The 13,712-nt window shown below is 61.2% G+C and carries 12 protein-coding genes; 6 read left to right on the forward strand and 6 right to left on the reverse strand.

The window, feature by feature from the left end; genetic code table 11:
• The first annotated feature begins 409 nt into the window (after window positions 1-409).
• Entirely contained in the window at window positions 410-2,389 is a 1,980-nt protein-coding gene (locus DK871_RS22815; RefSeq protein WP_161906721.1) for a U32 family peptidase, read from the forward strand.
• A 75-nt stretch (window positions 2,390-2,464) separates the two neighbouring features.
• Here DK871_RS22815 and DK871_RS22820 read toward each other — a convergent pair whose 3' ends face one another.
• Window positions 2,465-3,373 carry a DMT family transporter gene (locus DK871_RS22820; RefSeq protein WP_161906722.1) on the reverse strand — a complete coding sequence of 303 codons (909 nt, stop codon included), beginning with the start codon at window positions 3,371-3,373 and terminating at the stop codon, window positions 2,465-2,467.
• Between the two features lie 108 nt (window positions 3,374-3,481).
• Between DK871_RS22820 and DK871_RS22825 the strand changes: the two genes are divergently transcribed.
• The 3 genes from DK871_RS22825 (at window position 3,482) to DK871_RS22835 (ending at window position 5,893) form a co-directional block, all read left to right on the forward strand.
• Window positions 3,482-3,925 carry an Lrp/AsnC family transcriptional regulator gene (locus tag DK871_RS22825; protein WP_032897385.1) on the forward strand — a complete coding sequence of 148 codons (444 nt, stop codon included), beginning with the start codon at window positions 3,482-3,484 and terminating at the stop codon, window positions 3,923-3,925.
• Between the two features lie 218 nt (window positions 3,926-4,143).
• Entirely contained in the window at window positions 4,144-5,490 is a 1,347-nt protein-coding gene (locus DK871_RS22830; RefSeq protein ID WP_161906723.1) for a sodium:proton antiporter, read from the forward strand.
• A gap of 55 nt (window positions 5,491-5,545) precedes the next feature.
• Window positions 5,546-5,893, forward strand: coding sequence for a helix-turn-helix domain-containing protein (locus tag DK871_RS22835; protein WP_161906724.1), 348 nt, complete (start codon window positions 5,546-5,548; stop codon window positions 5,891-5,893).
• Here the strand turns inward: DK871_RS22835 and DK871_RS29325 are convergent.
• The 3 genes from DK871_RS29325 to DK871_RS22845 all read right to left on the reverse strand — a co-directional run bounded on the left by DK871_RS29325 (window position 5,884) and on the right by DK871_RS22845 (window position 6,873).
• On the reverse strand, window positions 5,884-6,018 hold the full coding sequence (locus DK871_RS29325) for a hypothetical protein (RefSeq protein WP_003191171.1): 135 nt from the start codon (window positions 6,016-6,018) through the stop codon (window positions 5,884-5,886). The genes DK871_RS22835 and DK871_RS29325 overlap by 10 nt on opposite strands.
• Window positions 6,019-6,029: 11 nt before the next feature.
• On the reverse strand, window positions 6,030-6,242 hold the full coding sequence (locus DK871_RS22840) for a hypothetical protein (RefSeq protein WP_161906725.1): 213 nt from the start codon (window positions 6,240-6,242) through the stop codon (window positions 6,030-6,032).
• 85 nt (window positions 6,243-6,327) lie between these two features.
• Window positions 6,328-6,873: a hypothetical protein gene (locus DK871_RS22845; protein ID WP_161906726.1), complete on the reverse strand. Its 546-nt coding sequence runs from the start codon at window positions 6,871-6,873 to the stop codon at window positions 6,328-6,330.
• A gap of 406 nt (window positions 6,874-7,279) precedes the next feature.
• On the opposite strand from DK871_RS22845, the gene DK871_RS22850 reads away from it, so the two are divergent.
• Window positions 7,280-8,689: a circularly permuted type 2 ATP-grasp protein gene (locus DK871_RS22850; RefSeq protein WP_161906727.1), complete on the forward strand. Its 1,410-nt coding sequence runs from the start codon at window positions 7,280-7,282 to the stop codon at window positions 8,687-8,689.
• Window positions 8,690-8,691: 2 nt separating this feature from the next.
• On the forward strand, window positions 8,692-9,642 hold the full coding sequence (locus tag DK871_RS22855) for an alpha-E domain-containing protein (protein ID WP_161906728.1): 951 nt from the start codon (window positions 8,692-8,694) through the stop codon (window positions 9,640-9,642).
• A 90-nt stretch (window positions 9,643-9,732) separates the two neighbouring features.
• On the opposite strand, the gene DK871_RS22860 is transcribed toward DK871_RS22855, so the two are convergent.
• Window positions 9,733-11,994, reverse strand: a complete 2,262-nt coding sequence (locus DK871_RS22860) for an ATP-dependent DNA helicase (RefSeq protein ID WP_161906729.1) — start codon at window positions 11,992-11,994, stop codon at window positions 9,733-9,735.
• Complete coding sequence (locus DK871_RS22865) at window positions 11,991-13,637, reverse strand: VRR-NUC domain-containing protein (RefSeq protein WP_161906730.1); 1,647 nt, start codon at window positions 13,635-13,637, stop codon at window positions 11,991-11,993. The genes DK871_RS22860 and DK871_RS22865 overlap by 4 nt, the downstream gene beginning before the upstream one ends.
• Window positions 13,638-13,712: the final 75 nt, after the last annotated feature.

The following is a 13,712-nucleotide window of genomic DNA, read 5'->3' on the forward strand; positions in this document are numbered from 1 at the left end:
ACTTTTGGGGCTCTTTTCCAAAAGTGACCCGCTGTAAAAGCGGAACCCTAAGTGGCCGTTACCGCAGGAATGGATATACACCCCATCCAACTGTGTTGACTGCCAGGCCGCCTTCGCGAGCAAGCCCGCTCCCACACTTGGATAGCGGTGCGTTAGTTAGAACAGCGTCGGCTGTCAGGCCGTCACGGGAGCAAGCTCCCTCGCCACAGGTTCAGCGTCGCACCAAAATTGTGTAGATACCTATGGCTATCGCAGGCAAGCCAGCTCCCACATTCGGTCTTCGTTGCGTTGAGCATCGCGTTCGCTTAATAGACTTGCATTAGGCCCGACAGCCCTGCGGTAGATGCCGCCCAGGCATTTCACGGCTACAATGCGCGCCTCAACCGTGACAAGCCTGACTAAAAAAACTATGTCCTTGCCCAAGCATCACCTGGAATTGCTCAGCCCTGCCCGCGATGTCGCCATTGCGCGCGAGGCTATCCTGCACGGCGCCGACGCCGTTTATATCGGCGGGCCGAGCTTCGGCGCCCGCCATAATGCGTGTAACGAGGTGAGCGATATCGCTCAGCTGGTGGAGTTCGCCCGCCGTTACCACGCCCGCGTCTTCACCACCATCAACACCATTCTGCATGACAACGAGCTGGAGCCCGCGCGCAAGCTGATCCATCAGCTCTACGATGCCGGTGTCGATGCGTTGATCGTGCAAGACCTGGGCGTGATGGAGCTGGATATTCCGCCGATCGAGCTGCACGCCAGCACCCAGACCGACATCCGCACCCTGGGCCGGGCCAGGTTTCTCGACCAGGCCGGTTTCTCGCAGTTGGTACTGGCCCGCGAGTTGAACCTGCAAGAGATCCGCGCCATTGCCGACGAGACCGATGCCGCCATTGAGTTCTTTATCCACGGCGCCCTGTGCGTGGCATTCTCCGGGCAGTGCAATATCTCCCACGCCCAAAATGGCCGCAGCGCCAACCGTGGCGACTGCTCCCAGGCCTGCCGCCTGCCGTACACCTTGAAAGATGACCAAGGCCGCGTGGTTGCTTTTGAAAAGCACCTGTTGTCGATGAAAGACAACAACCAGAGCGCCAACCTGCGCGCCTTGGTCGAAGCGGGCGTGCGTTCGTTCAAGATCGAAGGCCGCTACAAGGACATGGGCTATGTGAAGAACATCACCGCCTACTACCGCCAGCGCCTCGACGAGATCCTCGAAGACCGCCCGGACCTGGCCCGCGCGTCCAGCGGCCGTACCGCGCACTTCTTCCTGCCCGACCCGGAAAAAACCTTCCACCGTGGCAGCACCGATTACTTTGTCAGCGACCGCAAGATCGACATCGGCGCCTTTGACACCCCGACCTTCACCGGCCTGCCCGTGGGCACCGTGGAAAAAGCCGGCAAGCGCGACTTGCAGGTGATCACCCATGAGCCACTGTCCAACGGCGACGGCCTGAATGTGCTGATCAAGCGTGAAGTGGTGGGCTTTCGCGCCAACATCGCTGAGCCCAAGGGTGAGTTCGAGGAAGACGGTGAGAAGCGCTACCGCTACCGCGTCGAGCCCAACGAAATGCCGGCCGGCCTGCATCAACTGCGCCCGCATCACCCGCTCAATCGCAACCTGGACCACAACTGGCAACAGGCCCTGCTCAAGACCTCGGCCGAGCGCCGCATCGGCTTGTCATGGGTCGCGCGCCTGCGTGAAGAGCAGCTGCAAATCACCGCGACCAGCGAAGAAGGCATCAGCGCCGGCGTCACCCTGCCCGGCCCGTTTGGCGTGGCCAACAAGCCGGAACAGGCGTTGGACACCCTGCGCGACCTGCTCGGCCAGCTGGGCACCACCGAATACCATGCCACCCGCATCGAGCTGGATGCGCCGCAGGCGTTCTTCATCCCCAACTCGCAGCTCAAGGCCTTGCGCCGTGAAGTGATCGAAGCGCTGACTGCCGCACGCGTCGCCGCGCACCCACGGGGCGGGCGCAAGGCTGAAACTTCGCCGCCGCCGGTTTACCCTGAGGCGCACCTGTCGTTCCTGGCCAACGTCTACAACCAGAAGGCCCGGGACTTCTACCACCGTCACGGTGTGAAGCTGATCGACGCGGCCTTCGAAGCCCACGAAGAAACCGGCGAAGTGCCGGTGATGATCACCAAGCACTGCCTGCGTTTCTCGTTCAACCTCTGCCCTAAACAAGCCAAGGGTGTGACCGGGGTGAAGACCAAGGTGGCGCCGATGCAGTTGATCCACGGCGACGAAGTGCTGACCCTGAAGTTCGACTGCAAACCCTGCGAGATGCACGTGGTGGGCAAGATCAAGGGGCATATCCTCGGCCTGCCGCAGCCTGGCAGCGCGGTGGAGCATTTCAACCCGGAAAACCTTATCTACCAAGGCACGCACTGACCGCCTTTGTAGGAGCGAGCTTGCTCGCGAAAAACCAGAGAACGCCGCGTTTTAACCCGATGCGCTGCGTCATCGTTAGCCTTCTTCGCGAGCAAGCTCGCTCCTACGCAGGTTGCGGGGCCACCACCAGCCCCGCTGCAACCCCGCCGCTGCCAGCAGAATCGCCGCCACACCCAGCCATTGCAGCCACCCCAGGCGATGCCCAAACGCAATCCAATCCACAAAGATCGCCGCAATCGGGTAGATGAACGACAGTGCGCCGGTAATGGCGGTCGGCAGTTTCTGGATCGCGCCATACAGCAGTACATACATCAAACCCGTGTGCACCATCCCCAAGGTGACCAAGGCAGCCCACGTCGTGGTGGAGGCCGGCAGGCCATTCCAAGGCACCAGCGGCGCCAGAAGTACCGCACCAGTGGCCACCTGGATCAACGCCATCAAATGCGGCGGTATTTCCTTGAGGCGCTTGATGATCAGCGCAGCGATCGCATACAAAAATGCCGCCCCCAGGGCCAGCGCGATGCCTACCAGATAATCACCGCCACCCGTTTGCTCGCCATGGGCGGTGACAATCGCCAACATGCCCAGGAACGCCACGCTCAACCACGCGAGTTTCTGCACGGTGATCTTTTCACCGAGAAACACCGCCGCCAGCATCACCAACATAAACGGCTGCACGTTGTACACCGCGGTGCTGATAGCGATGGATGCCCGGGAATAGGATTCAAACAGCAGCAGCCAGTTGCCGACAATGGCCACGCCGCTGAGCACGGCCAGCCCCAGTTTCGCCCGGCTGAGCAGGTCTACACGCAGGTAACCCAGCCAGGCGCACACCAGTACCAGTGTCAGCGCGCCGATCACACAGCGCCAGAACACCACCTCGATCACCGACACGCCAGACACCAGCACAAACCAGCCAATGCTGCCCGAGATCAGCATGGCGGCGACCATTTCCCACGACCCGCGACGGAGGGATGAATCCATGATTGAGGCTCCTCAAGTGAGGCTCCAGTATGGCAATCTGTCCGCGACGGCTACAGCGTCTAAAAAAGGCAAAACCCCGAAATTACCTTTTCTTATTAGGCACAGACCATGATCGACACCATCGACCAGCAATTGATCGCCGCCTTGATGGACGACTCGCGGCTGTCCCTCAAAGCCCTGGCAGGCATCACCGGGCTGTCCTCGCCCAGCGTCAGCGAACGCCTGCGGCGCCTGGAAGAACGCGGCGTGCTGACCCACTACACCGTCGACATCGACCCCAAGCATTTCGGCTACCTGCTGCAAGCCATCGTGCGCATCCGCCCTCTGCCCGGAAAATTGCAGGAAGTGGAGCGCCAGATCCAGGCGATCCCCGAGTTCACCGAGTGCGACAAGGTCACCGGCGAGGACTGCTTCATCGCCCGCCTGCATGTGCGCACCATGGATCAGTTGGACAGCCTGCTGGACCGGATCAATGGGTATGCCGAAACCAATACTGCGATTGTGAAGAAAACCCCGGTGAAACGGCGCTTGCCACCGCTGGGGGATCGCTAAGGTGCCATGCCAAGGGCGTGTCATGGCCAAACATAGTCCTATGTGGGAGCGGGCTTGCTCGCGAATACAGGGTGTCAGTCATCGACTATGTTGAAAGGTATACCGCATTCGCGAGCAAGCCCGCTCTCACAGATTGCCACTTCAAGCCGTTGATTGTTTGAACCCGCACTTGGCCACGGCCCTCCAACCTGAATGAACCACGGCCGAGTGCACGCACAATGACTTTCATTCTATGGTTGGCCGTATTGGGCGCCGTGCTGCTCACGCTCGCCCTCACCTCCTCCTACCTGCGCTGGATGCCAGTCACCACCTCGGCGGTGTGCCTGTTGCTGGGTATCGCCATCGGCCCCCTGGGTGTGGACCTCCTGCATCTGGACATCAAGGGTTCGGCGCGCTGGATGGAGCATCTGACCGAAGTGGCGGTGCTGTTTTCGCTGTTTGTCAGCGGTTTGAAACTGCGTCTGCCGCTCAAGCATCGCACCTGGCGCATCGCCTTCGGCCTGGCCGGCCCGGTCATGCTGCAGACCATCCTCGGTACCGGGCTGTTGCTGCATTACCTGCTGGATCTGTCGTGGGGCGTGTCATTGCTGGTGGGCGCGATTTTGGCGCCGACCGACCCGGTGCTGGCGGGCCTGGTTCAGGTCAACAATGCCCAGGACTACGACGCGCTGCGCTTCGGCCTGTCCGGCGAAGCGGGGCTGAACGATGGCAGCGCCTTTCCGTTTGTAATCTTCGGCCTGCTGTTCATGCAACACGGCGGCTTCGATGGCGACTGGGTCGGCGGTTGGGTGCTGAAAAACCTGGTGTGGGCGGTGCCGGTCGGGCTATTGATCGGCTACTGGATGGGACGAGGTATCGGCCGCGTGACGTTGCGCCTGAGGCTTATCAATGCCGACAGCACCCTGTCGCCCAATGATTACCTGACGCTGGCATTGATCGCCCTCGCCTATGTGAGCGCCGAAGCCGTGGGCGGTTATGGCTTCCTGTCGGTATTCGCGGCGGGCCTGGGGTTGCGTCAGGCCGAGGTGAAGTCCACCGGTAATGCCCAGACACCCGCCGAGCACCTGGCGCAACCGGTGGTGGGCCACCTTGAAATCGAACCTGAGCAAGCCTTGCATGGCGACGTCAGCCACCTGAAAGACACCCAGATCGCGGCAGGCGTGATGATGGGCGATATGCTGGCCTTCGGCAGCCTGGTGGAGAGGGCCATGGAAGTGTTCCTGGTGACGGTGTTGGGCATCGTGCTGATCAGCCACTGGGAGTGGGCCGCGTTGGCGGTAGCGCCGCTGCTGTTCTGTGTCATTCGCCCCGCCAGCGTATTCGCCATGCCGTGGGGCCGCCTGCTGGACCGGCGGCAACGCAGCCTGGTCAGTTGGTTCGGCATTCGTGGTATCGGCAGCATTTACTACCTGTTCTATGCGCTCAACCATGGGCTGGTGGGCACCAGCAGCGAGGTGGCGGTCAACCTGACGCTGTCGGTCATCGCGTTGAGCATCCTGGTGCATGGCCTGAGTACCCAGCCGATGCTGGCGTGGTATGAGCGTCAGGCTGCGCAAAAAAATTGAATCCTGCACCGCGCCGGGGTTTCAAACAGTCAGGCCCCACAGTACGAGTCAGCCAATGAAAAAGATCGCCCAACGATTGCTTGAGGAACGCCAACGCCTGGGATATTCGCAGCAATACCTGGCGCAGGCAGGCGGCGTGACCACACGCGAGCAACGTCAATATGAACTGGGCGAAGACCTGCCCCATGCCGACTACCTGGCAGCCTTGGCCGAGCATGGAGTGGATGTGGTGTATGTGATCACCGGCAAGCGCAGCACCGTGGTCAATATCAGCCGCGACCAGGCGCAGACGCTGATCGATAACCGCGTCGTGGGCCAGGAGCTGTCGCTGGACGGCGGGGCCGAGGAAGACGTCTACTTCAAGCTCAGTAACCCCTCGGGCCCGCCGCCGGATCAGTCCTGATTTTCAGTATTGCCGACGTCCGCCGCTTCATCCAGGTCGTTCAGCGGCACTTCGGCATCGTCCATCAGCGAACCCGGGTCCTCGTTGCCGGGATCGTTGAGTTCTTCGTCCAGTTCTTTTGACATGAGCTTCTCCTCTAACCGCCTTGGGTATCGATGTCGGCATCGGTTTCAGGCTTGTGCTCGCGCTCAGGCTTGAAGTCTGGACTGTAGTCGTTTTCCTTGGCCTTTGGGTCCTTCGCAGGCGTTGGATCCTTGGGCGCATCGGCGGCGGTGCCAGGGGCAGGCTCGCCGCCGTCGATCGCGGGGTCGTTGCGATTGTTAGTCTGTGGATCGTTAGGTTGGGTCATGAGGCACCTCTTTGCAGGCCGGTGAAAAATCTGTACCGCATAGAGGTAAGGCGTCATGGCCACGGCTGAAGTTCCGTTCGCTTGCTCAGCGCAGCGGGTTGTCCACTTGGATATAGAACGCATAGATGCCCAACACCAGCCAGAACACCATGAACAGCCATGGCGCACGCATGGAAAACAACAGCGACTTGCGATAGCCCTTGTGGCTCGACTCCACCTCGGAAAACAGCGGCGATTCATCGTAGGCCATGCCCATCACCGGCTCGCTGCGCAGCAATTCGCTTTGCTTGTAGTGCCAGTGGTCGATGATTTCATACGCCGCACGGATACCTGGCCAGGCATTCAGCGAACTGAGAATACCCAGCGCAACCAGGAAGATCGGCACCACCAGCGTGAACAGCTTGCCCCATTCCGGGTTGAGGTTGCCCATGCCGGAGACAAAGGCAATCACCAAGAAGGATTGCGCAGTCAGGTAGGCGTCGGTGCGGTTGGCCAGGATGCTGGTTTCGTACTGGATCTCGCGCCGGTAAAAGTCGAGGCGGTCCTTGGGCGAGCCGAAAATCTTTGCGTTGTGTTCGCTGTGGTCGTTCAGGGCCGCTTCCGGAGTGTGGGGTGAGATGATTCTGGACACGACGGTGCTCCACAAGGTGACGAAACTCCTTAGAAGAATCGGGGCCTTGTGAAGTTCAAGTAGGTTAGTGCACCAATTCAGGGCGACCGCCGCCCTCTGTAGGAGCGAGCTTGCTCGCGAAAAACGTCAACGCTAACGCGGGCTGCCTGATTAAACGCGCTGCCGGTGAGTTTTTCGCGAGCAAGCTCGCTCCTACAGGGGATTAAAGGCATTCCGGCACAGGCATTGCTTTATCCATTCACCACCCCGAAAACAGGAGCATGCGTTACCCCCCGACCCAGAGCCGCCCCCATAAGAAAGTAAGGACCAGGTCTGTTGGCACCTTCAGCCACGGGCTCATAAAAACATGCGTTTTTTAAGCGGCAGTGCCACCCCAAGCCACACTGGGCACTGACAAGGTACTGGAATGGCTCGATCTTTCTTTGATGAAATGAATGACGCAAACGGCGTATGCCGTGCGCACTATCAGGACTTCTCTCGCTGGCTGGCCAATACGCCGCCGGAACTGCTGGCCCAGCGTCGCCGTGAAGCGGACCTGCTGTTCCACCGCGCCGGGATCACCTTCACCCTGTATGGCGACGAGCAAGACACCGAACGCCTGATTCCCTTCGACATCATTCCCCGCAGCATCCCCGCCACTGAATGGAGCCTGATCGAGCGCGGCTGCATCCAGCGGGTCAATGCATTGAACATGTTCCTCGCCGACATCTACCACGACCAGCGCATCATCAAGGCCGGGATCATTCCCGCCGACCAGGTCCTGGGCAATGAGGGCTATCAGAAAGCCATGGTCGGTCTTGACCTGCACCGTGGCATCTACTCGCACATCTCCGGCGTCGACCTGGTGCGCGACGGCGACGGTACCTACTACGTGCTGGAAGACAACCTGCGCACTCCCAGCGGCGTGAGCTACATGCTCGAAGACCGCAAGATGATGATGCGCCTGTTCCCGGAAGTGTTCGCCAAGCAGCGCATTGCGCCGGTGGATCATTACCCTAACCTGCTGCTCAAGACCTTGAAGAGTTCCAGCCGCCTGGACAACCCCAACGCGGTCGTCCTGACCCCCGGACGCTTCAACAGCGCCTTCTTCGAACACGCGTTCCTTGCCCGGGAAATGGGCGTGGAACTGGTGGAAGGCGCCGATCTGTTCGTGCAGGACCTCAAGGTGTTCATGCGCACCACCGACGGCCCTAAGGCCGTGGACGTGATCTACCGGCGCATCGACGACGCTTTCCTCGACCCCCAGGCGTTCAACCCCGAGTCGATGCTCGGCGTGCCCGGGCTGGTGGCGGCTTACTGCGCCGGCAATGTGGTGCTGGCCAACGCCATCGGCACCGGGGTGGCTGACGACAAGTCGATCTACCCCTATGTTCCGGCGATGATCCGCTTCTACCTGGACGAGGAACCGATCCTGCAGAACGTGCCGACCTTCCAATGCCGCAAGCCCGATGAACTGTCCCATGTGCTGGCCAACCTTGAGCAATTGGTGGTCAAGGAAACCCAGGGCTCCGGCGGCTACGGCATGCTGGTGGGCCCGGCGTCGACGGCCGCCGAGATCGAGGACTTCCGCCTGCGCATCAAGGCCCGCCCCCATGCGTATATCGCCCAACCGACCCTGAGCCTGTCCACCTGCCCGACCTTTGTCGAAAACGGCATCGCGCCCCGGCACATCGACCTGCGGCCCTTCGTGCTCTCGGGCAAGGAAACCCGCCTGGTGCCCGGTGGCTTGACCCGCGTTGCGCTGAAGGAAGGCTCGCTGGTCGTCAACTCGTCGCAAGGCGGCGGAACCAAGGACACCTGGGTGGTGGAGGGCTGAGTATGCTGAGTAGAACGGCTGCAGATCTGTATTGGATGTCGCGCTACCTGGAACGCGCCGAGAACCTGGCACGCATGCTGGAAGTCAGCTATTCGCTGTCCTTGATGCCCCAGGCCGGGCGCAGTGATGGCCTGGATGAACTGGCGATGTCGTTGCTCAGCAGCGGCACCCTGGACAGCTACCTGGAACGGCACCAAACCCTGGATGCCGAGCGCATGCTGCACTTCTTCGCCCTCGACGAAGAAAACCCGGCCAGCATCTACAACTGCCTGCGCGCCGCCCGAGGCAATGCCCATGCGGTACGCGGGCGCATTACCGCCGACATGTGGGAAAACCTCAATGCCACCTGGCTGGAAATGCGCAGCATCGCCGCCGGTGGCCTGGCGCGACACGGCATCAGCCACTTCTGTGATTGGGTCAAGCAGCGCTCGCACCTGTTTCGTGGCGCAACCTCGGGCACCATCATGCGCAATGACGCCTACCGCTTCATTCGCCTGGGCACCTTTGTCGAACGTGCGGACAACACCTTGCGCCTGTTGGACGCGCGCTATGAGATGTTTGGCGAAGAGTCCGAAGAAGTCAGCGACCTGTCGGCACGCGGTTATTACCAGTGGAGCGCCCTGCTGCGTGCGTTGTCGTCGTTCGAGGCGTATACCGAGCTGTATCCGAATGCCTTGAATGCACGCTCGGTATCCGAGTTGCTGCTGTTGCGCAGCGATGTGCCACGTTCGCTGCATGCCTGCATCGAGGAGTTGAGCCACATCCTGGCCGACCTGCCCGGCAGTTATGGGCGCACAGCGCAACGCCTGGCGGCGGAGTTCGAGGCGCGGCTGCGGTACACCGGAATTGATGAGATTCTGGAAGATGGGCTGCACACTCGGCTGACAGAATTCATCGACACCGTGCGTGAGTTGGCGCGGGAGATACAAAGCTCCTACCTGGAAGTGGTGTAGGAGCGAGCTTGCTCGCGAAAAACGTCAACGATAACGCGGGCTTCCTGAATAAACGCGGTGCCGGTGAGTTCTTCGCGAGCAAGCTCGCTCCTACAGGGGGTTGATCGCCCACCAGCGCGGGAGCAACTGGCGTACCCGCGACTCGCCAAAGCGGTCGTCGATCAGCATTACCACCCCACGATCCTGCTGGCTGCGGATCACCCTCCCCGCTGCCTGCACCACTTTCTGAATACCGGGATACAGGTAGGTGTAGTCATACCCCGCGCCGAAGACCGCGCCCATACGTGCCTTGATCTGTTCATTCACCGGGTTGAGCTGCGGCAAACCCAGGGTGGCGATAAAGGCACCGATCAGGCGCGCTCCGGGCAGGTCGATACCTTCGCCAAACGCACCGCCCAGCACCGCAAAGCCAATGCCCTGGCTGTGGTGGGTGAACTGGTCCAAAAAGGCTTGGCGCTCGGCCTCGGCCATGCCCCGCGCCTGCAACCACAACTCAATCTGCGGGTGCCGTTCGGCCATTAACTGGGCCACCTGTTGCAGGTAATCGAAGCTTGAGAAAAACGCCAGGTAGTTACCCGGTTGCGCGGCGAATTGCCGAGCGAGCAGTTCCACAATGGGTTCCAGCGACGCCTGGCGATGCACAAACCGCGTAGAGATGCGGTCAACGATGCTGACCTGTAATTGCTCGGCCTTGAACGGTGACGCCACATCAACCCAGGCCGTATCCGCCGGCAGGCCCAGCAAATCCGCGTAATAATGGCGCGGGCTCAGGGTCGCAGAAAACAGCACGCAGCTGCGTGCGGCAGTCAGCCTGGGCCGGACGAACTCGGCCGGCACCACGTTGCGCAGGCACAGCGTCGAGCTGCTGCGCTTGCCGCTGAACGAGCGCTTGGTGATATCGAAGATAAAGTGCTCATTGAACAGCTCGGCCACTTTGGCCCATTGCAGCGCGTCGAAGTAGAAGGCTTGCAAGTCACCGTTGAGGGCTTCGGGGTGGTCGTTGAAGTAGTCGCCCATGGCGCTGGTGCACAGGCTCAGGGCCTGGAGCAGTTTCTCCGGTTTGGCCGCGTATGCCTGATACGGCGCGAGTTGGTCCTTGTGCAACGCATTCCACTCGCGGTTCAAGCGTTGCAAGGGTTTCTTCAGTGTCTCAGGCGCGCTATCGCGCAAGGTCTTGAGGCTGTACTGGTCCAGGCTGGCGCTGTACATCGAGCGTGCCCGTTCGACCAGGTTGTGCGCCTCGTCCACCAGCACCGCGACGCGCCATTGGTTGAGCTGGGCGAGGCCGAACAGCATGGCGCCAAAGTCGAAATAATAGTTGTAGTCGGCGACGATCAGGTCGCTCCAGCGCGCCATTTCCTGGCTCAGGTAGTACGGGCACACCTCATGGACCAGCGCCACATTGCGCAGGCTGCTCTGGTCGAGCAGGCGAACCTTGGACGCGGCCTCGCGGGCGGCAGGCAGGCGGTCGTAAAAACCCTTGGCCAATGGGCAGGAATCACCGTGGCAGGCTTTGTCCAGGTGTTCGCACGCCTTGTCCCGTGCCACCAGCTCAAGCACGCGCAGTGACAGCGCGGGGCTGCTGTCGTACAGCACCTGGGCGGCATCCAGCGCCAGCTTGCGCCCGGGCGTCTTGGCGGTGAGGAAGAACAACTTGTCCAGTTGCTGCGGCGCCAGGGCCTTGAGCAGCGGGAAAATGGTGCCGATGGTCTTGCCAATGCCAGTGGGCGCCTGGGCCATCAGGCACCGGCCCGTACTCACCGCTTTGTAGACCGACTCGGCCAGGTCGCGTTGCCCGGTACGGAAGTCGGCATGGGGGAATGCCAGGCTCTGCGCAGCGGCGTTGCGTGCGTCGCGATGCTGCATCTCCTGCCGGGCCCAGTCCAGGAACAGCGCGCATTGCTGATTGAAGAACTGCTCAAGGTCGGGTGCATCGAACCGCTGGTTCAGCACGGTTTCGCCTTCGCCGACGATGTCGAAGTACACCAGCGCAAGGTCAATGTGATCGAGCCCGAGTTTCTGGCACATCAGCCAGCCATACACCTTGACCTGGGCCCAGTGCAGTTGCCGATGGTTGGCGGGCTGGGCGCTGAGGTCGCCACGGTAGGTCTTGACTTCTTCCAGGCGGTTGGCGTCCGGGTCGTAGCCGTCCGCCCTGCCCCGCACCTTGAGCTCCTGGAAGTCGCCCTCAAGGGCAACCTCATGCTGATAATGCGCACTGCGCCGGGACGCCACCGTACGATGGCCGACGATGCCTTCCTGGGCGCTGGGCGACGGCGTAAAGCGCAGGTCGAGGTCGCCGACCTTAGCGGTGAACTCACACAGCGCCCGCACGGCCACGCTGTAACTCAAGCGGGTTGCTCTGCCCAGCGCACGTAGCAAACAGTGACCGGCATCTGGTATTCGCCGCAGAATGCCAGCCAACGCAACTGGTTGTCTTGCAGGCGGTCGCCGGGGCCCTTGACCTCGATCATGCGATAGGTATTTTGCGCCGGCCAGAACTGGATGAGGTCCGGCATCCCGGCCCGATTGGCACGGATATCCTGCAACAGGCGCGTGAACCAATGGCGCAAGTGCTCGGCGGGCAGGCAGGCCAGGGCTTGCTCCAGCAACTCTTCGCTGAGCAGGTTCCAGAACACGAACGGCGACTGAATGCCCCATTTGTCCACGTAGCGTTGGCGGATGCTGGCCTTGTAGCGACCGTCTTCCAGTTGCGCAAAACACGCGGCAAACAAGGCTTCACGGCGCTGATAAAAGTCCTCGCTGTGCAAGTCCGCCGGCCCGCGCTGGAACGGGTGGAAGAACGCCCCTGGCAGCGGTGCGAAAATAGCCTCCCAGCACAGCAAGCCAAACAGCGAATTGATCAGGCCATTCTCGACGTAATGCACCGGCGCATCCGGTTCACTCAGGTGCGCCAGCACACAGGATTCCACCGACAGCAGCGGTTCCTGCACCAGCGCCAGGTCCAGGCGCGCCACCGATTGGGGCTTGGCCCTGGGCAGCGCCGGCCCGCCAAGTTTGCGACGCAGGCGCGGCACGACGCGCAGCAGGTGTTGTTGTTCCGCTGCGCTGTGTGGGGCCTGTTGCGCCTCGCTCGCCAGGGCCATGGCTTGGGCGTAATCCTCCTGACGCTCCAGTACGCGAATCAGCCGCGCCCGCGCTCCGGGATGGGAGCAATTGCGGTAGATCTGTTCGGCCAGTGCCAGCTCGGCGCAACGTTCGCAATACTGGCCGATCTGGAACAGCAGCTTGGCGCGGCGCTTTTCCAGCCAGGGGTTATCGGTACACAGCGTGGCGACCTGCGCCAGCACCGTATCCAATGCCTCACCGGCTTCAAAGGCTTGCTGGCACTGGTGCAGGAACAGAAACCCGTGCACATCGTCACGGCTGCGTAAGCCGCGAGACTCGGCGCAGAACTCGACTTTTTCATAGGTGTAGATGCCGAGGTCTGCCAACACGAACTCCGACCAGTCCTGGTGCAGGTTGCCGAAGAACATCAGGCGCAGGCGATCACACAACTCCATCACGGTCAGGCTATAGAGCACATCGTCCACGTCGGGGCACCACTGGGCAAAGCTGCGCGGTTCGGTAAATTGCGCGGCCAAGGGTTCAAGCCAATCGGCCTTGTTGCCCTTGGGTTGATCGATCCAGGGTTTGAAGGCGCCGAGCAGTTCACTTTTTTGCAGCAGCGCAAACAGGGTCGCAAACGGCAGCGGGCTTCGATCCTCCACCCATCCCAACTCACGCAAAGGCCCCGCCGCCGCATGAGGGCAACCGATTTCCAGGTAATGGAGCTTGGCGGCGCGAAAATGCACGCCCTTGCGCATCACCATCCGCACCAACAACGCCTGGGACGCCTGGGGCAACCTGTCAAAGTGCTGAATGAAATGCTGTTCGTGCGCATCGAGCAAATCGGCATAGCGTTGCCCCAACCACACCAGCACTTGGCGGAAGTTATGCAGGTAATACAAGGGGTCTTCGAGGGGGTTGGCCATGGCGCAAAGCAATCAAATACTGGTTATGCATACAGAGTGCCGGGGCAAAACGGTTGTTGCAATCAGTAATAGATA

The organism is Pseudomonas sp. L13, assembly GCF_009935965.1.
Classification (GTDB): domain Bacteria; phylum Pseudomonadota; class Gammaproteobacteria; order Pseudomonadales; family Pseudomonadaceae; genus Aquipseudomonas; species Aquipseudomonas lactis.